The organism is Micromonospora sp. NPDC049836 (assembly GCF_044465125.1).
Lineage (GTDB): Bacteria > Actinomycetota > Actinomycetes > Mycobacteriales > Micromonosporaceae > Micromonospora.
Genome location: NZ_JBITLH010000002.1, coordinates 352,915 through 373,371, shown reverse-complemented (window position 1 = coordinate 373,371; position 20,457 = coordinate 352,915). Strand labels below are relative to the sequence as shown.

The window sequence follows — 20,457 nt, the reverse complement described above, 5'->3', positions numbered from 1 at the left end:
CCGCGCCCGGCGGGACGGACGCAGCGCGTGGGCGGGCCCGCAGCCGGCGTCCGGGCCCCGTGCCGGCCGGCGGCGGGCCCGGGCCGCGACCGGCCGGGTCGGAGATCCGTGCGGGTACCACGACACCGGTGTCCGGACGGACCACCGCCGGGCCGGACGCCACCGGGACTCCGCACCGGCCCGACCGGGGACGATGCCACCGGCCCCGGCCGGGGCGACCGGTGTGGACGGCGGACACCGCCCAGGGCGCAGGTCGTGAGGCCGGACCCGGTCGAACTGGACGAGGTGATGGACCGGCTCGCCGCCGCCCGGCTGTGGGCGGTGCGCCGGGTGCCCTCGGCGGCCACCGCCGTCCTGGCCGTGATCACCTCGGTGCGCCCGGCGCGCGACGTCGGCCCCGGCATCGCCGTCCCCGACCGGCGCCTGGCGGCCTTCCCGGCCGATCCCCGCTGGGTGGCGTACGTGGATCCGGTGACCGCCCTGCTGACTCCAGTCGACGAGCTCGGCTGGCGACTGCTGCACCAGGTGGGGCACCTGGTGCGTGGGCACGCCAGGCGGTCGCCGCTGCGGCCCGGCGCGGCGATCGGAGCCGACCCCCGGCTGGGGCGCCGCTGGCGGGTCGCCGCGGACGCGGAGGTCAACGAGGAACTGGCCGGGCACGGGCTGCGGCCGCCGCCCGGTCAGCCGACGGCCGCGGCGCTGGGACTGCCGCCCGGCCGTACCGCGCAGGAATACCTGGCCCTGCTGGCCCGCGACGGCCGGGATCCGGCCGTGGCCGGCGACTGCGGCAGCGCCGCCGACGGCGTCCGGCGCCCCTGGGACGACACCGCGGTCGCCGGCCTCGACGCGCTCACCCGGGCGGCGCTGCGCCGGGCCGGACCGCGCCGGCCCGGCTGACCAGCCCGTCAGCCCCGGCGACCGCCCTCGGTCTGCAACTCCCACGGCAGGTCGGTGCGGCGCCGGACGTTGAGTTTGCGGTAGACCCGGGTCAGGTGCTGCTCGACCGTGCTGATCGTGACGAAGAGCTGGTCGGCGATCTCCCGGTTGGTGTGCCCGGACGCCGCCAGGCCGGCCACCCGCCGCTCCGCGTCGCTCAGGTCGGTCACCCGTTCCTCGGGCACGACGGGCAGCGCCTCCTCCGTGACGTCCACCCGCACCGTCGCCGGCAGCAGCCGCCGTACGCTGGTCTCCGCCCCGCACTCGCGCGCCCACAGCTGCGCCTGGCGCGCGGCCGCCTCGGCCTGCGGCCGGGCGCCGAGCAGCTCCTGGGTGCGGCTGATGTCGGCGAAGACCATGGCCAGGGTCAGCCGGTCGCTGGACGCCTCGAAGTGGGTCAGCGCCTCGTGCAGCAGGGCCAGCCGTTCGGCCGGCGCGACGGCGGCGGCCATCACCCGCAGGGTCAGCCCGCGCGTCCGGTGCTGCCCGGGCGCGAGCAGGTCCAGCTGCTCGCGCAGCAGCTCCCGGGCCGGCTCGGGCCGGCCGAGCGCCAGCAGGGCCAGGGCGGCGTCGCTGCGCCACGGCAGCATCGCCGGCTCGTCCCGGCCCCACCGGCGCAACATCTCCCCGCACCGCTCGAAGTCCGCCAGGGCGGCCGAGGCGTCCCGGGCGGCCAGGTGGTAACGCCCCCGGGCGTGCAGGTACGTCAGGCCGAACGAGGTCTGGAACAGCCCCGGGGGCATCGCCACCCCGAGGCACGCGGCGGCCTCGTCCAGGTTGCCCAGCCCCACCGCGGTCAGGATCAGCGTGGCGATCGGGATCGCCAGGGCCACCCCCCAGCTGGCCGCCGGCAGCAGCTTCAGCGCGTCGTTGGCCTGCTGCTGCGCCTCCCGCAGGTTGCCCTGCCGGCCGAGGATGCCGGCCCGCATCGCGGTCAGCAGGGCCTGCCACGTCGGTGCCCGCCGGTTGTCGACGGCCCGCAGCAGCCGGCCGCACCACGAGTCGGCCTTCTCCAGCTCGTCGGCGTACATCAGGGTGGCCAGCGAGGTCACGATCGTGCCGAGGGTCAGCTCGTCCGGGTCGCACTTGGCCAGCAGCTGCTCGGACCGGGCCACGCCGTCGCCGTGCGGCGCGGCGTCGGCCAGCGCGTCCACCCGGTGCAGGGTCGGGTCGGCGAGCACCCGCGCCGGGCGTACCAGGGCGGAGCGGGGCTGATGATTCTCCAGCAGGCGGCCCAGCTCGGGGAAGGCGTGGCCGAGCCAGGGGCGGAGCGCCGCGATGGTGACCGCCGCCTCGCCGCTGGGCGGGCCGGGCCGCTCCACCAGCCGGGTCAGCGCCGCGCGCGCGGTGTCCAGCTGACCCGACCAGAGCAGGAACTCGATGACGATGGCCTCGTGCCGGCCGCTGATCAGCCCCTGCCGCAGCGCGTCGACCAGGTCCGGCAGGTGCCGGCTGGCGGTGCCCGGGTCGATCCGCCACTCCACGGCGGCCAGCGTGGTGCGGATGGCGGCCCGCTGCCGTGCGTCGGAGCACTGGGCGTCGGCCAGGCGCAGGCAGCTCAGCGCCAGGTCCAGCTCGCCGCGGGCGAGGGCCTGCTCGGCGGCGTCGGTGAGCACCCCGATCGTCCACTCCGCGCTCGGATGGCCGGCGCTGACCAGGTGCCGGGCGGTCTCCAGCGGCGGATCGCCCTGCCGGTGCCGCAGGACGGCGGCGCGGGCGTGCAGGTTCACCAGGTCCTCGGGGTCGAGGGTCTCCAGGACCGCGGCCCGGGCGCGGGGATGCCGGAAACTGTCGAAGCCGAGCAGGCCGGCCGCGCGCAGCGCGATCATCGCCTCGTCGACCAGCACGGAGTGCACGTCGAGCAGGTCGGCGACCAGCGCCGCGTCGTTCTCGTCGCCGAGCAGCGCCACGCCCTGGGCCACCCGCCGGACGATCCCGTCGGTGCGGTGCAGGCAGGAGAGCACCGCGCGGGTGAACCCGTCACCCACCAGCAGCCCGGCCGCCGGTGCGCCGGCGGGGCGCCGGTTGTCCAGCAGCAGTCCGCGGGCCAGCAGCGGATTGCCGCCGGTGAGCGCGTGCGCCTCGGTGGCCACGCCGGGCCGCTCCCGCATCCCCGGCACCTCGGCGAGCAGGGCCGCCAGACCCGACCGGGACAGCGGGACGAGCCGGATCCGCCGGCAGTGCGGCATCCGCAGCAGCTCACCGCGGAGCGCCGAGCGCCCCGGGTCGGCGTCGGCGGAGAGGGTGAACACCAGCATCACCCGGCCGGTGCTGGCCCGGCGGGCCAGGAACAGCAGGGTGGTCAGCGAGGAGACGTCGGCGTACTGGAGGTCGTCGACCACGATGACGATCGGCCGGGCCTGGGCCAGGGTGGCCAGCTCGCTCCACAGGCCGTGTAGGACCGCCGGGCGGACCTGGTGCGCGTCGTCGGCGCCGTGCATGTGCAGCGTGGCGGTCAGCACCGCGTTCTCGGTGAGCTGGCGCAGCGGCGCCGAGTGCGGCTCGGCCTGCCGCATGAGCTGGGCGACCACCCCGAGCGGGCGGTCCCGGTGGCCGCGGGTGGCGGTGGCCGAGAGCAGCACCGCGCCCCGCTCGCTCGCCGCCCGGGCGAAGGCCTGGACCAGGTCGGTCTTGCCGACCGCCGTGGGGCCGCTGACCAGGACGACCCGACCGTCGCCGCCGGTGGTGCTGGACAACTCGCCGATCAACGAGTTCAGCTCGTCGGTCCGCTCGATCAAGGTCATCCTCGAACGCCCCCGGTCGACCCGTTGTTGTTCCTCCGTTGCGGCTCGCAAAGAGTGACCGCGCGACAGTGCCGAGTGAAGTCTGCCCGCCGCGTGTTTCCACCGCAATACCCGTCGATGGCTGTCACCGTACGTCGGTTCGGCAAGCCGGCGGCCCGCGCACCGCCCGCCGGACGGGCCCGTCGGCGGCGGGTGTTGGGTCGGCTTTGTGGATCCTTCAGGTCCCGATGGTCCGCTCGGCGACGACACCGCGGCGATCGGCGAGGGGCGGACGGGCATGGAGGTGGTGGGGCGGGGTTTCCTCGGCCGCGGCCTGGCCCGCCTGGCCGACGCGCACCCGGACGTGACCGTCCTGGCCGCCGGGGTCTCCAGCACCCGCACCGCCACCGCCGAGGAATACCACCGTGACCGGTGCCGGGTCGCCGAGGTGGCCGCGCGGTGCCGGCGCGACGGCCGGCTGCTGGTCTACCTCTCCTCGGCCGCGGCCGACGTGTACGGCGCGCCCGGCTGTCCGGGCCGGGAGGACGAGCCGGTCACCCCGCGCTCGGCGTACGGGCGGCACAAGCTCGGCCTGGAACTGCTGGTGCGCGACTCGGGGGTGCGTCACCTCACGCTGCGCCTCGGTTACGTGGTCGGCCCGGGCCAGCCGGACCACCAGCTGCTGCCCTTCCTGACCCGGGCGGTCCTCGCCGGGCAGGTCGACGTCTTCCGTGGCGCGCACCGGGACCTGATCGCGTTGGACGACGTGGTGCACATCCTCGACCGCCTGCTCGCCGCCGGGGTGGCCGGCCAGGTGGTCAATGTGGCCTCCGGCCGGGCGGTGCCGGTGGAGGACATCGTCGACCACCTGGAGCGGCGGCTCGGCGTGCACGCCCGGCGGCGCCTGGTCGGCGGCCACCAGCGGTACCGGGTCTCCCTGGCGAAGCTGCGCCGGCTGCTGCCCGACCTGCCCGAGTTCGGGCCGCTCTACTACCGGGACGTCATCGACCGGCACCTCGCCCTGAGCCGGTCGGCCTGACCGGCCGCCCCACCGAGGAGGTACCCGTGCGAGTCCTGTTCATCCCGATGGCCTGGTCCAGCCACTACTACCCGATGGTGCCGCTGGCCTGGGCGTTCCGCGCCGCCGGGCACGACGTGCGGGTGGCCGGGCAGCCGCCGGTGGTGGAGCCGGTGCTGCGCTCCGGGCTGGTGGTGGCGCCGGTCGGCGCCGGCTACGACCTGATGGCCGGCGTGGCCGGCCTCAACGACCGGATCCGGCAGGCCCGGGGCCGGATGCCGGCCAGCGTCGAGGGCATGCGCGCGCTGCCCCCGGAGGTGCTGCGCGACTTCCGCAACCTCCAGTACGTCCCGCACGTGGCGGCCGCCACCGCGATGGCCGACGAGCTGGTCGAGCTGGTCGACCGCTGGCGCCCCGAGCTGGTGGTCACCGACCCGGTGACGCTGGTCGGGCCGGTGGTCGCGGCGGCCGCCGGCTGCCCGCTGGTGCACCACCTGTGGGGCCCGTACATGCCGGGGCTGGACCACTTCCCGGGGCTGGGCACCGACCCCGGCGAGTGGCCCGCCGAGCTGCGCGCGCTCTACGCCCGCCTGGGCGTGCCCGAGCGGCCCCGGTACGCGGCGGCCACCGTCGACCCCTGCCCGGCCAGCCTGCAGAGCGTCGACCTGCCGGACCGGATCCCGGTGCGCTACGTGCCGTACAACGGCTCGGGCGCGGTGCCGGCCGGGCTGGTCGAGCCGGCCGGCCGTCCCCGGGTCTGCGTGTCCTGGAGCATGTCGAACACCCGGGCGGTCGGCGCCGACGGCTTCCAGGTCCCGGAGATCATCGCCGCGCTGCGCCGGCTGGACGTGGAGATCGTGGTCACCGTCAAGGAGTCCGACCGGGCGGCGCTCGGCGAGCCGGGCGCCGGGGTGCGGCTGCTGACCGAGACGCCGCTGCACCTCATCCTGCCCGGCTGCGCCGCGGCCGTGCACCACGCCGGCGCCGGCACCATGCTCACCGCCGCGGCCTGCGCCGTACCGCAGGTGATGGTGACGCCGGTGCCGGATCAGACGTTCAACGCCGAGCGGCTCGCCGCCACCGGCGCCGGCGTCGCCCTGAAGGCCGACGCGACCACGGTGGACGACATCGCCGCCGCGGTCTCCACGGTGCTCGCCGACCCGGGCTGGGCGGGCGCGGCCGCCCGGCTGCGGGCCGAGATCGCCGCCCAGCCGAGTCCGGCCGAGGCGGTGTCCACGCTGACCCGGCTGTGAGCCGGCGGCGCACGCAGATGGGGAGCTGGTTCGTGGCCGTGCGCCCGGACCGAAGGAAGGGGTCGACGTGACGGAACGACAGGTCTTCGCGCCGGATGCGCTGGCCGGGCAGGTCGCGGTGGTGACCGGCGGCGGCACCGGCATCGGGTACGGCATCAGCCGGGCCCTGCTGCGGCACGGCGCCACCGTGGCGATCGCGTCGCGCAACGCCGAGCGGCTCGCCGCCGCGGCCGAGACGCTGAAGGTGGACACCGGTGGCACCTGCGTGGCGGTGCCCTGCGACGTACGCGAGGAGGGGGCCGTGCGGGCCCTGGCCCGCAGCGTCCGCGAGCAGCTCGGCCCGGTGTCCCTGGTGGTGAACAACGCGGCCGGCAACTTCCGGATGGCGGCGGAGAAGGTCAGCGCGCGGGGTTTCCGGACCGTGGTGGACATCGACCTGTTCGGCACCTTCCACGTCAGCCAGGCGTTCGTCCGGGACATGATCACCGGCGGCGGTGGCGCCATCATCTCGATCCTCATGCCGGATCCGGAGCGGGGCTTCCCGCTCTACTCGCCGGCCGGCGCGGCGAAGTCGGCGATCCTTTCGCTGACCCGCTCCTGGGCGCGGGAGTGGGGGCCGCACGGCATCCGGGTCAACGCGATCGGCCCCGGCCCCATCCCGACCGAGGGAGTGGCGGTGAACATGATGGGCATGTCGTCGCAGGAGAGCGCGGACGTCTTCGGCAACATGCGCGACACCCTGCCGCTGCGCCGACTGGGCACAGCCGACGACGTGGCCGCCGCGGTGGTCTTCCTGGCCTCGCCGGCCGGCTCCTGGATCACCGGCAACCTGCTCAACGTGGACGGTGGCGTCTCGCTGCCCTGACGGCGCCGGTCGGTTCCCGGATAGCCGGACGGGCAGCTACCCGACAGATCCGCGCCGCCGCCGGCTCGACAATGTCGCGAGGATCGATGTGGCGCCGGCCGGGCGGACGTCGAGCCAACCGAGGGGGCGCGGCGGCATGGGTGACGGCGGCGGCACGGATCCGGTCGCGGGTGGTGCGGCGATCTCGCTGCCGACGGGAGGCGGCGCGGTCAAGGGGATGGGCGAGGCGTTCTCGGCCGACCTCTTCACCGGCACCGGCAACCTCTCCGTCCCGTTCGCCATCCCACCCGGCCGGCGTGGCGTGCAGCCCACGCTCGCGCTCGGCTACAGCACCGGGCACGGCAACGGACCGTTCGGGTTGGGCTGGGCGTTGAGCCTGCCCGGGGTGACCCGCAAGACGTCGCGCGGGGTGCCGAGGTATCAGGGCGAGGACACCTTCCTGCTGTCCGGGGCCGAGGACCTGGTGCCGGTGGCCGGGGCCGACCCGGGCCGGACCCGCTACCGCCCCCGGACCGAGGGGCTGTTCGCCCGGATCGAGCACGTCCGCGACGGCACCGGCGACTACTGGGCGGTACGCGACCGCGGCGGGCTGCTGACCCACTACGGGACGCCGCACCGGGCCGCCGGCGAGCCCGACCCGGCGACCGTACGCGACCCGGACCGCGCCGACCGGATCTTCGGGTGGCGGGTGACCGGGACCGTGGACCCGCTGGGCAACCAGGTCCGCTACACCTATCTGCGGGACCGGGGGGAGACCGACGGGCACCGCTGGGACCAGCCGCTGCTGTCCCGCATCGAGTACGCCGACTACGGCGACCCGGCCCAGCCGTCGTTCCTCGTCGCCGTGCAGTTCGAGTACGAGCCGAGGCCGGACCCGTTCTCGGACCACCGGGCCGGCTTCGAGATCCGGACGTCGTTGCGCTGCCGGGCCGTACGGGTGGTCACCCGGGCGGCCGACGGGCAGCAGCGGGTGGCCCGCGAGTACCGGTTGGCGTACGCGCAGGCCCGGTTCACCGGCGTGTCCCTGCTCACCGGCGTCGAGGTGGTCGGGATCGACGAGTCCGGCCCGACGCGGCGCGAGGAGGCGCTGCCGTCCCTGGCGTTCGGCTACTCCGGGTTCGACCCGGCCGGCCGCCGCTTCACCCCGATCAGCGGGCCGGGGCTGCCGACGAGCCCGCTGAACGACCCGGAGCTGGCCCTCGTCGACCTGCGCGGCAACGGGCTGCCCGACCTGGTCGAGCTCGGCGCCGGCTGGCGATCGTGGCGTAACCGCGGCGACGGGCGGTTCGACCTGCCCCGACCGATCGACGAGGCGCCGCCGGTCGCGCTGAGCCAGGCCGGCGTCCGGTTCCTCGACGCGGACGGCGACGGGCGGCCCGACCTGCTCGTCACCGCCGGCGCGCGCAGCGGCTACTTCCCGCTGAGCTTCGGCGTGGACCGCGCCGGTCCCGGCTGGAGCCGATCCTCGTTCCGGCCGTACCGCCAGGCGCCGAGCGTGGACCTCGCCGACCCGGCCGTCCGGCTGGTCGACCTCGACGGCGACGGGCTCACCGACGTGCTGCGTTCGGGCACCAGGCTGGAGTGCTGGTTCAACGACGCCGACCCGCGGCGGGCCTGGCAGCGTACCGCCGTCGCGGCCGGGCCGGCGGTCGACCTGTCCGACCCGCAGGTCCGCCTCGCCGACATGACCGGCGACGGCCTGCAGGACATCGTGCTGGTCCGGGACGGCAACGTGACGTACTGGCCCAACCTCGGCCACGGGCGCTGGGGGCCGGCCGTCCAGATGCGGCACGCGCCCCGCCTGCCTTCCGGGTACGACCCGCGGCGGTTGCTGCTCGGCGACGTGGACGGCGACGGCGTGGCCGATCTCGTCTACCTCGACCACGGCCGGGTCCTGCTCTGGGGCAACCAGGCCGGCAACGGCTGGACCGAGCAGCCGGTCACCGTCACCGGCACGCCGGACCTGGTCGACTCGGACGCCGTCCAGCTCGCCGACCTGCTCGGCACCGGGATGGCCGGGCTGCTGTGGAGCCGGGCCGCGGCCGGAACCCACCGGGTGACCCCCCGGTTCCTGGACCTGACCGGCGGGGTGAAGCCGTACCTGCTGTGCACCGTCGACAACCAGCTGGGCGCGCGGACCACCGTGGACTACCGGCCGTCGACCGTCGACTACCGCCGGGACGAGGCCGACCCGGCCACCCGGTGGCGCACCCCGCTGCCGTACCCGGTGCAGGTGGTGGCCCGCGTCCGGTCCACCGACCAGATCTCCGGCGGCCAGGTCACCCGCGAGTACCGCTACCACCACGGCTACTGGGACGGGGCGGAGCGGGAGTTCCGCGGCTTCGCCATGGTCGAGCAGCGGGACGCCGAGACGGTCGACCCGGCGGACACCTACGACACCCCACCGACGCTGACGAAGACCTGGTTCCACGTCGGGCCCGTCGCCGCCGCCGACGCCGCCGACTGGGCGGAGCTGGAGCTGAGCCACGAATACTGGCCGGGCGACCCGGCGCGGCTCACCCGCCCCACCGCGATGGCCGCGTGGCTGGCCGGGCTGGCCCGGCCGGACCGCCGCGACGCGCTGCGGGCGCTGCGCGGCCAGGTGCTGCGCACCGAGCTCTACGCGCTGGACGGCGGCGCGCGGCAGCACCGGCCGTACACCGTGACCGAGGCGCTGTCCGGGCTGCGCGAGGAGCCGGCCGCCGGCCCGCGGCGGGTCTTCTTCCCGTACCCGGTGGCGCGGCGGGTAACCCAGTGGGAGCGCGGCGACGACCCGATGACCCGGGTCACCGTCAGCACCGAGCCGGACCGGTACGGCAACCCCACCGGCCAGCTGGACGTCGCCGTGCCACGCGGGCGGGACCCGTGGTCCACCGCCCCGGTGGCCGCCGAGCCCTACCTCGCCACCTACACCACCACCCGGTACGCCCAGCGCGACGACGCCGGGCGGTACCTCGTCGACCGGGTCTGCGAGACGCGTTGCGTCGAGGTGCGCGACGACGGCCGGCAGAGCGTGGCCGCGCTGCGGGACGCGGTCCTCGCGGGCACCGCGCCGCTGCGGGTGGTCGGCCACGCCCGCAGCTACTACGACGGCGACCCGTACACCGGTCTGCCTCTGGGCCAGCTGGGGGAGCACGCCCTGGTGGTGCGCGCCGAGTCGCTGGCGTTCACCGACGATTTCCTCGCCGACCTGGGCGGCCGGCCGCCCTTCCTGGATCCGGCGGGCGGCGACCCGTGGCCGGCCGAGTACCCGCCGGAGTTCCGCGCGATGACCGCGCCGCTGGCCGGCTACCGGTACGACGGCGGCGGCTACTACCTGACCCGGGCGTGCCACCGCTACGGCGCCCGCGGCCTGCTGCTCGCCTCGCGGGACGCGTTCGGCGCGGAGAGCCGGTTCGGGTACGACGAGCACGACCTGCTGCCCGTTCAGGCGGTGGACCCCGCCGGCCTGACCACCACGGCGGCCTACGACCTGCGGGTCCTGCTTCCCCGCGAGGTGGTCGACGCCAACGGCAACCGGACCAGCGTGTCCTTCTCGCCGATCGGGCTGGTGACCGCGCGCTACGATCGCGGCGCACCGGGCGAGGGCGACGCGGTCGAGCCCACCGTCCGGCTGGAGTACGACCTGCGGGCCTTCGCCGAGCGCGGGCAGCCGGCGTCGGTGCGGACCGTGCACCGGGCCTACCACGACACCCAGACGGACGTGCCGCTGCCGCGCCGCGACGAGGCGATCGTGTCGGTCGAGTACTCGGACGGGTTCGGCCGGCTCGTGCAGACCCGCACCCTCGCCGAGGACACCCTGGCCGGCGATCCGCAGTTCGGCGGCGCCGTGGTCCCCACCGACCAGTCGCTCCCGGTGGGGCCGGTGGTGACCCGTACCCGGCCGGCCGACGCGCCGGACAACGTGACGGTGAGCGGCTGGACGGTCTACAACAACAAGGGCCAGCCGGTGCACGCCTACGAGCCGTTCTTCGCCACCGGCTGGGGGTTCGCCGCGCCCGGGGAGGCGCAGCTGGGGCAGCGGGTCAGCACCTGCTACGACCCGCGCGGCCAGGTGGTCCGGACCGTCCAGCCGGACGGCAGCGAACAGCGCGTGGTGTTCGGCGTGCCGGTCGACCTGACCGACCCGGACGTGGTCACCCCGACCCCGTGGGAGAGCTGGACCTACGACGCCAACGACAACGCCGGTCGCAGCCACGGCAGCGCGGCCGAGGCGTACCGCTCGCACTGGAACACCCCGGCCAGCGCGGAGCTGGACGCGCTCGGGCGGACCGTGCGGGGCGTCACCCGCAACGGCGCCGACCCGGCCGACTGGTTCGTCACCCGGTCCAGCTTCGACATCCAGGGCAACCTGCTCACCGTCACCGACCCGCTGGACCGGGTCGCGTTCCGCTTCCGGGTCGACCTGGCCGGCCGCCGCTGGCGGATGGAGAGCGTCGACGCCGGCGTGCGGGACACCGTCCCGGACGCGTCCGACGTCGCGATCGAGAGCCGCGATGGCCGGGGAGCGCTGCACCTGGCGGCGTTCGACCCGCTCCGCCGTCCGGTGCGGGTCTGGGCCCGCGACGGCGCGGACGACCCGGTCACCCTGCGGCAGCGCGTCGAGTACGGCGACGCCGGCCGGGCCGACCAGCCGGCCGCCGAACGGGACGCGGCCCGGGCGCGCAACCTGCTCGGGCGGGCGGTCCGGCAGTACGACGAGGCCGGCCTGGTCACCGTCGAATCGGTGGACTTCAAGGGCAACGTCCGGGAGTCGACCCGCCGGATGATCGCGGACGGGCCGATCCTGGCCGGGTACGCGCAGGCCGCCGCGCACGGCTGGCAGGTGTCGGCCTTCCGGGTCGACTGGACGCCGCCGCCGGGACGCACCCGCGACGAGCACGAGGCCGACCTGCTCGAACCCACCGCGTACCGGACGAGCACCGCGTTCGACGCCCTCAACCGGATCATGCGGCACACCCTCCCGGCGGACGTGGACGGCCGGCGGCGCGAGCTTCGGCCGTCGTACAACCGCGCCGGTGAGCTGGACCGGATGCTGCTCGACGACACCGTCCACCTGGCCCGGATCCACTACGACGCGAGGGGCCAGCGCACCCTCGTCGAGTACGGCAACGGGGTGGTCACCCGGCAGGCGTACGACTCCCGCACGTCCCGGCTGGCCCGGCTGTACAGCGCGCGGGACGGCCAGGTGCTCCAGGACCACGGCTACGAGTACGACCTGGTGGGCAACGTGCTCACCATCCGCGACCGGACGCCGGGCGGTGGGCTGCCGTTGCGCCCGGACGCGCTGGACCGGCAGTTCGGCTACGACCCGGCGTACCGGCTGTGCCGGGCGACCGGCCGGGAGTCGGACGTCACCACCGACGTCCTGCCCTGGACGGACCTGCCGCGCGGCACCGACGTGACCCGGACCCGGCCGTACCTGGAGACGTACGGGTACGACGCGGCGGGCTCGCTGGTCCGGCTCGCGCACTCCTCGACCGGTGGCTTCACCCGCGAGCACACGGTGGAGCCGGGGAGCAACCGGCTGCGGCGGGTGACCACCGGCGGCACCCCGTACGACTACCGGTACGACGCGAACGGCAATCTGTGCGCCGAGACGACCTCGCGGCACTTCACCTGGAACCACGCCGACCAGCTCGTGTCCTTCGCCGTCCAACCGGCCGGCGCCGAGCCGTCGGTGCACGCGCAGTACCTCTACGACGCCGGCGGGCAGCGGGTGAAGAAGCTGGTCCGGCGGCAGGGCGGCGCGGTCGAGGTGACCCACTACCTGGGCGAGGTGTTCGAGCACCACCGCTGGGCCGGCGCCACGGCCGGCGGCGCGTCCGGGGCGAACAACACCATCCACGTGCTGGACAACCGGCGGCGGGTCGCCCTGGTCCGGGTCGGTCCGGCGCACCCCGCCGACACCGGCCCGGCGATCCAGGTCCACCTCGCCGACCACGTCGGCAGCGCCACCGTGGTGCTGGACGGTGCCGGGCTGCTGACGAACCGGGAGGAGTTCACCCCGTACGGCGAGACCTCCTTCGGCAGCTTCACCCGCAAGCGCTACCGCTACGCCGGCAAGGAACGGGACGAGGAGAGCGGACTCAACTACCACGCGGCGCGCTACCTGCACCCGGGTCTCGGCCGGTGGCTCTCCTGCGACCCACAGGGACCGCGGGTGCAGCCCAATCTCTACCGGTTCGCGGCCGGCTCGCCGCTGCGCTTCCAGGATCCGAGCGGCGCCGGTGACCAGCAGGTGGAGGCGATCGCCACCTTCCTGCAGCAGCTCGCGGACGACTTCCTGGAACCGGCGCAGGTGCGGCTGTCCGGCGAAGGCAGCAGCCCGTTCGGCACCCGGATGCACGACATGTTGCAGGGAATCCTGGAGAGCGCGCGGTTCAACGCCCCGAACGTGGCCGCCAACCGCATCGTCACCGAGGTGATCGTCGACCCGTCCGGCAACATCTGGGACTTCGCCGGCAAGCCCGGCGGCGCCCCGAAGGGTTCGGTCACCATCGACGTCGCGATCCTGGAGAAGGGCGTGTCCAGCGCCGACCAACTGGTCGGCCGCAAGGCGAAGGACGTGCTGGCCGCGGGCATCGACTACAAGACCGGCGACGCGCGGCTGGCGCAGCACCAGCGCGAGTTCTTCGAGTCCATCAAGAAGCCGCTGTTCAAGCTCAGCGCGGGCGGGGACCTGGCCGGCGACATGACCGCCCGCTCCACCCTGCGCAAGCCGCGCGGCAGCGCCGGCCGGTCGAGCCAGCGCGGCTCGGTGGACGTCGAACTGTTGAACAGCATGGCCGCGATCGGGCTGGTGATCGGCTTCCAGCTCCTGGTCACCGGCGAGATGCCGACGGCGAAGGACGTGGTGCGGATCGGTGTCGAAACCACGTACCCGATCGTCGGGATCATGGAGGCGAAGGACCACAACGGCACGGTGATCCCGATCATGTGCTACTTCGCGCCGGAGGCGTGCGGTATCGCCGTGGCCGGCGTCGCGATCGGCTACATCGGGGTGAAGAGCGTCGAAGTGGCCGCGGAGAAGGGCAACGAGGTGCTGGGCAAGACCTACTCGGGTCTGACCCGGATCTACGGCTACGGCTCACTCGGGTTCTGACGGACCAACCGCTAAGGAGCGCAACAGTGGCGCAGTCGATGCTTTTGACGATCCAGAGCCCGGTCGGCGGCGAGGAGGTGGGACTGGTCGTCCCGGTCACCGGCATCGCGACGGCGCGCGGCGTCGGGTTCCCCCGGCTCAGTGTGCTGGGGGTGCGGGTCGAGTTCGGCGCCGGCGGCCCGGTGGTCGAGGCGCAGCTCAGCTCCGACGGGGCGTGGAGCTGCTCCGGCCACCTGCCGGACGCCGTCCAGGGCGGGCAGACGGTCCGCATCACCGCGACCGCGTACGGGGAGCAGATCCTGCACCCGCACCATCCGGCGCCGCACCCCGCACCGCCCCCGCTACCGCCGCACCACGGCGGCGACCCCGACCCGGATCCCGACCCGGATCCCGATCCGGACCCGGAGCCGGATCCCGAGCCGGAGGGGGTGCCGTTCGAGCAGGCCGTGTCGGTCGACGTGACGGTGCGGATGCCGTTCGTGCCCGGGCCCGTCGACCGGGTCTTCGAACCGACCAGCTACCTGGACGAGCTGCTGAGCCTCGCCGCCCGGTACGTCAGCGTCGACGGTGCCCCGCCCGGGCCGGCGCCGGCCGCGCTGGCCGCCCGGCTGGGCCAGCCGCTGGACCGGTTGACCCGGCCCGAGAACTACGAGCGGGCGGCGGAACCCGTTGCGGGGGCGCGGATCGCGGTCGAGGCGCTGCGCGCGACGATGGGCACCCCGGCCCCGGCGGCCCTGGACCAACAGGCCCGGGCGCTGGCGTACGAGGCCCTGCTGAACGAGCTGGGCACCACCTCCGAGGAGCTGCGGCTGGCCCGCCGGGAGCCGGCCGAGTTCCGGCAGGCCCTCGCCGCGCGGCTCGGGTTCCACCTCGGCGACGGCCGGCCGGACAGCCTCGACGAGCTGACCGTCGCGCCGGACCAGGTCACCGATGCCCAGTTGGAGGCGCTCTTCGGCTACCGGTCCACCGCGCCGGGCGACCCGCTGCGCCCACCGCTCGCGGTGGCCGGCGTGCTGCTGTGGCGGCAGGCGGCGCTGCGCTCCCGGTGGCGGGCCGCCGACGAGGCGGAGCGGGACGGGCCGGACACGGCGCTGCCGGTGATCGACCCGGACCTGGTCGACGGGGCGCAGCTGCGCAGCCCGTCGGCCACGGACCCGGCCCGTGCCGTGTGGACGGAACGGACCGAATGGGTGGCCACCACCCAGGCCGCGGTCGAGACCCGGCTCTCCGGCACCGGCCGGTCGCTGGCCGGGTTCGACGGCGCGGTCGCCGCGTACGTCGGCGGCATCGACCTGCCGGCGCTGGCCGCCCGGGACGCCGAGGGCGACGACATCACCGCCGACCTGCGGCCGGTCGCGCTCGCGCCGGACGCGTTCCGCTACCTGGCCCGCGTCCGCGCGCTGCTGGCCGCCGACGAGACGCTGGACCAGGAGTGGTCCGACGTCGCCGCGATCCTGGTGCAGGCGCAGAAGGGTCAGCGGCACCCGCAGTGGCGGGCCGAGGAGCAGAGCCGCGGCGTCATCCTGCAACCGGCGACGTTCGTCGGGGACGTCGCCGCGGCCGACAGCCCGCCGGACGGGGCGCTGCGCTGGCGGGTCGACCTGGCGGTGCGCGCCGACTGGCGGCGTACCCTGGCCGCCCGGTCCCGCCAGGCGGACGCGTTGGACGCGGCCTTCCGCGCGCTGGTCGACGCGGTCGAACGGCGGGCGCTGCCGGCGCTGCGCGACGAGCTGATCGCCGAGGTCGGCCGCCGGCGGCCCACGCCCGAGTCGCCGGAGCAGGCCGCCGAGCGGCTCTCCCGCGAGCTCTGCCTCGACCTGCGCGCCTCGGCCGGGCGGACCAGCCGGGTCGGCCAGGCCGTGGACTCGGTGCAGACCCTGTTGGTGTCCGCGCGCACCGGCCGGTTGACGCCGGACGGGACCGGGCCCGCGCTGACCATCGCCGACGAGCAGTCCTTCGACCTCGAATGGCAGTGGCTGGTCAGCTACCGGCGCTGGCGGTCGGCGATGCGCGCGTTCGCGTACCCGGAGAACCAGCTCCAGCCCGACCTGTTCCAGACCGACGTGGTGACCGCCGAGATCCAGCTCGCGCCGACGAAGGCGTACCGGGATCTGCTCGCCGGCCTGGCCGCGGCCCGCCGGCTCACCCCGGACGGCGCCCGCGCGCTGGCGCAGACCTTCCTCACCGCGGTCCGCGCCGAGGTGGGCGCCGGCCTGCCCGGCCTGGAGCTGACGGACCGGCGCACCGCGGCCGGTCTCGCCGCGCACCGCGCGCTCTGCGCCACCCTGGTGGCGTCGGCCAGCACGCCGGCCCAGCCGATCACCCGGGAGTCGCAGATCCCGCAGCACCTCCGGGAGATCTTCTGGCTGGTCCCGGTCGCGCTGGGACGCAAGCTCCAGGAGGCGCAGGAGTACGCCACCGCGCTGGACTGGTACCAGACGGTGTTCGCTTACCACCTGCCGGCCGCCCAGCGACCCATCTACCACGGACTCGTGCTGGAGGCCGGCATCCGGTCGAACTTCGACCGCTTCCCCGGCTGGCTGGCCCAGATCAAGGAACTGAACCCGCACTTCACCGCCCGCAAGCGCAAGGGCGCCTACACCCGGTTCACCGTGCTGTCCGTCGTGGAGTGCATGCTCGGCTTCGCCGACTCGGAGTTCGCCCGCGGCGGCACCGACTCCAACGCCCGGGCCCGGACGCTGTACGAGGCGGTGGTGGACCTCCTCCGGCTGCCCGAGGCGGCCCTGGAGACCGGCCCGGAGGTGCCGTTCCCGGCGAACCCGGTCTGGACGTCGCTGCGGGCCCGGGCGGCCGCGGGGCTGGACAAGATCCACGCTGGGCTGAACATCGTCGGGTTCGCGGACCCGGCCGCGCTGGCCGACGGAACGTCCTTCCTGCCCAGCCCGTACCGCTACCCGGTGCTGGTGGACCGGGCGAAGAACCTGGTCTCGATCGCCCAGCAGGTCGAGTCCAGCTACCTCGCCGCGCTGCAGAGCGTGGACGCGGAGAACTACGGGCTGCTGCAGGCCGGCCACGACCTGAAGGTGGCCGAGGCCGCACTCGGCATCTCCGACCTCAAGGTCGCCGGCGCCGACGCCGGGGTGCGGCTGGCCACGTTGCAGCGGGACAAGTCGCAGGACCTGGCCACCGCGCTGGGCAAGCGGCTGGCGGCCGGGCTCAACTCGTGGGAGCGGGCCCAGCTGGACCGGCTGAGGGAGGCGCGGTCGTTGCAGGAGCAGGCGCGGATCAGCTCCTTCTTCGGCAGCGTCGTGTCGGCGGCGACGAGCGTCGCGTCCGGGGGCGGCTTCTCGCCGTTCGGCATGCTGACCGACTACCTGTCCGGCAACGCCGACCTGGCCGCGATGGACGCCCGGATCGCCGAGGTGCGGGCCGGCTTCGAGCGGCGTGCCGAGGACTGGCAGGTGCAGCGCGGCCAGGCCACCAGGGACGTGGCGATCGGCGGCCAGCAGGTGCTGCTCGCCGAGAACCAGCGGGCGCTGGCGCTGGGGGAGCGGGCCCTGGCCGGGCTCCAGCAGGACCACGCCGAGGCGGTCGCGGAGTTCCTGGCCACCAAGTTCACCAACGCCGAACTGCACGCGTGGATGAGCGGCGTGCTGGGCCGGGTCTACGCGTACTTCCTTCAGCAGGCCACCGCGCTGGCCCAGCTCGCCCAGGCGCAGCTCTCCTTCGAGCGGCAGGAGCCGGCGCTCGGCTTCGTCGCGGCGGACTACTGGCAGGACGCCGGGGCGGCCGGCGACGACACCGGGCCGGGCGTGGACCGGCGCGGCCTGACCGGCTCGGCCCGGCTGTTGCAGGACATCGTCCGGCTGGACCAGTACGCCTTCCAGACCAACCGGCGCAAGCTGCACCTGAGCCAGACCCTGTCGCTGTCCCAGATCGCCGGGTACGAGCTGCAGGAGTTCCGCCGGACCGGGGTGCTGACCTTCGCCACCCCGGAGGAACTGTTCGACCGGGAGTTCCCCGGCCACTACCTGCGCCTGGTCAACCGGGTCAAGGTGTCGCTGATCGCGCTGGTGCCGCCGGCCCGGGGGATCCGCGCGGTGCTGTCCGCCTCCGGCGTCTCCCGGACCGTGGTGGCCCGGCACAGCTTCGACACGGTCACCCTGCGGCGGGACACCGAGTCGATCGCGGTCACCGCGCCGATCAACGCCACCGGGCTCTTCGACCTCGAGCCGGAGACCGGGATGCTGCTGCCGTTCGAGGGCATGGGCGTGGACACGGTGTGGCGGCTCGAGCTGCCCAGGGCGGCGAACCCGTTCGACTACCGCACCATCGCCGACGTGCTGCTCACCATCGAGTACACCGCGCTGGACAGCGAGGAGTACCGGCAGGAGGTGATCCGGCGGCTCGACCGGCGGTTCGTCGGGGACCGGTCGTTCAGCGTCCGCAACCAGTTCCCGGACGCCTGGTACGAGCTGAACAACCCGGACAGCGTCGCGGACCCGGCCGCGCGGATGCGGGTGGTGCTGCCGCTGACCGCGGACGACTTCCCGCCGCACCTGGCCAACCTGGCCACCAGCCAGCTGACGCTCTTCGCGGTCCGCGCACCGGCATTCACCGAGGAACTCACGGTGACCTCGCTGGCGCGCACCACGGGCGGGGTGCGGGTGGCCGCGACCGGCCCGGTGGCCACCACCGGCGGCACGGTGGGGACCCGGCGCCCGGGCGGCGCCGCCTGGCAGGTGCTCACCGGCGGCGACCCGAGCGGCGACTGGGAGATCCAGCTGCCCGACGACGCGGCGGTCCGGTCCTGGTTCACCGACGGGCTCGTCGAGGACCTGGTGCTCGTGCTGACCGTGACCGGGCAGACACCCGCCTGGCCGTCCTGACCGGCCGCCGCGCGGGCCGCTCCGGCGCGGGCGCCCGCGCCGTCGACGGCGGGACGGCCGGTGACGCCGGCGCCGGCCCGGTCCCGCCGGGGAGGCGCGGCGTGCCGGCTCAGAGCGGGATGTTGCCGTGGTGGCCGCGACCGGCGGGCGCGGCGGCGATCGCCTCCGCCACCCGGCGCCGGGTGTCCGCCGGGTCGATGATCTCGTCGACCACGCCGAGCGACAGCCCTCGGTCCAGCCCGCCCGCCGCCACCTCGTGCGCGGCGATCAGCTGGGTCAGCAGGGCCGGCCGCTCCTCGTCGGAGGCCGCGGCGAGCGCCTTGCGGTGCAGGACCTCCACCGCCGCCTGCGCGCCCATCACCGCGACCTCCGCGTCGGGCCAGGCCAGCACCGCGCTGGCACCCAGCGAGCGGGAGTTCATCGCGATGTACGCCCCGCCGTACGACTTGCGGGTGATCAGCGTGACCCGGGGCACCACGGACTCGCCGAAGGCGTGCAGCAGCTTCGCCCCACGCCGGACCACCCCGCCGCTCTCCTGGCCGACTCCGGGCAGGTAGCCGGGCACGTCGACGAGCACCAGCAGCGGCACCCCGAACGAGTCGCACATCCGCACGAACCGGGACGCCTTCTCCGCCGACAGCGAGTCCAGGCAGCCACCCTTGTAGAGCGGGTTGTTGGCGATGACGCCGATGGTGCGCCCGCCCAGCCGGCCCAGCCCGGTCACGATGTTGCGCGCCCAGCGGGGCTGCAACTCCTCGAAGTCCCGGTCCACGATGACGCGGACCAGCGGACGCACGTCGTACGCCCGCCGGGAGGTCTCCGGCAGCAGCGCCCGCAGGTCGCGCGGCTCGGCGATGGCACCCCGGTCGAAGACGCCGGGACGGGCGAACAGCGCGGTGAACCGGCGGGCCCGCTGGTAGGCGTCGGCCTCGGAGTCGGCGACCACATGGACCACCCCGGAGGAGCGGCTGTGCGTGCCCGCCCCGCCGAGGGTCTCCATGTCCACCTGCTCGCCGGTGACCCGGCGGACCACGTCCGGCCCGGTCACGAAGAGCCGGCCGTGGGCCGCGGAGAGGATGATCAGGTCGGTCAGCGCCGGCCCGTACGCCGCCGCGCCGGCGGCCGGGCCGAGGACGACGGAGAGCTGCGGCACCCGGCCGGAGGCGCGGATCATCGCGGCGAACATCTGCCCGACACCGTCCATGGACTCGATGCCGTCGGCGAGCTTCGCGCCGCCGGAGTGCCACAACCCGACGACCGGGCAGCGCCGGTGCAGGGCCAGGTCGATGGCCTCGATGATGTTGCGGGCCCCGCGCGCCCCGAGCGCGCCGCCCATCCGGGTGGCGTCCGTGCAGTACGCCACCGCGTGCGCGCCCGCGATCCGGCCGGTCGCCACCGCCACCCCCGCGTCGTCGGCCGGCCGGAACACCGCCATGGTGTCCGGGTCGAACAGGTGGCCGAGGCGGACCAGCGGGTGCCGTGGATCGGTGGGCGCCTCGACCTCGACGGCGGGGGACACGACGGTGACGGTCATGCTCTCTCCTCAGCTCCAGCGCGGCGGGCGCGGCGGCCGGCGCCGGAACCGTCGTCGAACAGACGCTGCGCCCGCGCCAGCATGGGACCGCGAACTAAAGCCGGAGCAATGCGCGGCCATCGACCGACCAGCATTTTCGGTAGGGGTCCGGATAAGGGTTGGCGGGCCGGTGT

The 20,457-nt window shown here is 75.1% G+C and carries 8 protein-coding genes; 6 read left to right on the top strand and 2 right to left on the bottom strand.

Features of this window, described 5'->3' with window-relative positions; genetic code table 11:
* Positions 1-255 precede the first annotated feature (255 nt).
* Complete coding sequence (locus ACIBPB_RS05740; RefSeq protein ID WP_396838396.1) at positions 256-897, top strand: hypothetical protein; 642 nt, start codon at positions 256-258, stop codon at positions 895-897.
* 8 nt (positions 898-905) lie between these two features.
* On the opposite strand, the gene ACIBPB_RS05735 is transcribed toward ACIBPB_RS05740, so the two are convergent.
* Positions 906-3,680, bottom strand: coding sequence for an AAA family ATPase (locus tag ACIBPB_RS05735; protein WP_396838395.1), 2,775 nt, complete (start codon positions 3,678-3,680; stop codon positions 906-908).
* A gap of 208 nt (positions 3,681-3,888) precedes the next feature.
* On the opposite strand from ACIBPB_RS05735, the gene ACIBPB_RS05730 reads away from it, so the two are divergent.
* The 5 genes from ACIBPB_RS05730 to ACIBPB_RS05710 all read left to right on the top strand — a co-directional run bounded on the left by ACIBPB_RS05730 (position 3,889) and on the right by ACIBPB_RS05710 (position 18,750).
* Positions 3,889-4,698 carry an NAD-dependent epimerase/dehydratase family protein gene (locus ACIBPB_RS05730; RefSeq protein WP_396838394.1) on the top strand — a complete coding sequence of 270 codons (810 nt, stop codon included), beginning with the start codon at positions 3,889-3,891 and terminating at the stop codon, positions 4,696-4,698.
* Between the two features lie 26 nt (positions 4,699-4,724).
* Positions 4,725-5,930 carry a nucleotide disphospho-sugar-binding domain-containing protein gene (locus ACIBPB_RS05725; protein WP_396838393.1) on the top strand — a complete coding sequence of 402 codons (1,206 nt, stop codon included), beginning with the start codon at positions 4,725-4,727 and terminating at the stop codon, positions 5,928-5,930.
* A 67-nt stretch (positions 5,931-5,997) separates the two neighbouring features.
* On the top strand, positions 5,998-6,795 hold the full coding sequence (locus ACIBPB_RS05720; protein ID WP_396838392.1) for an SDR family oxidoreductase: 798 nt from the start codon (positions 5,998-6,000) through the stop codon (positions 6,793-6,795).
* 136 nt (positions 6,796-6,931) lie between these two features.
* Positions 6,932-13,900, top strand: coding sequence for a SpvB/TcaC N-terminal domain-containing protein (locus ACIBPB_RS05715; protein ID WP_396838391.1), 6,969 nt, complete (start codon positions 6,932-6,934; stop codon positions 13,898-13,900).
* 38 nt (positions 13,901-13,938) lie between these two features.
* A complete protein-coding gene (locus ACIBPB_RS05710; RefSeq protein ID WP_396838390.1) occupies positions 13,939-18,750 on the top strand; it encodes a neuraminidase-like domain-containing protein in 4,812 nt (1,603 codons plus the stop codon).
* Between the two features lie 109 nt (positions 18,751-18,859).
* Here the strand turns inward: ACIBPB_RS05710 and ACIBPB_RS05705 are convergent, their stop codons facing one another.
* The gene (locus ACIBPB_RS05705; protein ID WP_396838389.1) at positions 18,860-20,284 is read right to left on the bottom strand and encodes an acyl-CoA carboxylase subunit beta; all 1,425 of its coding nucleotides are present in this window, start codon (positions 20,282-20,284) and stop codon (positions 18,860-18,862) included.
* Positions 20,285-20,457 lie beyond the last annotated feature (173 nt).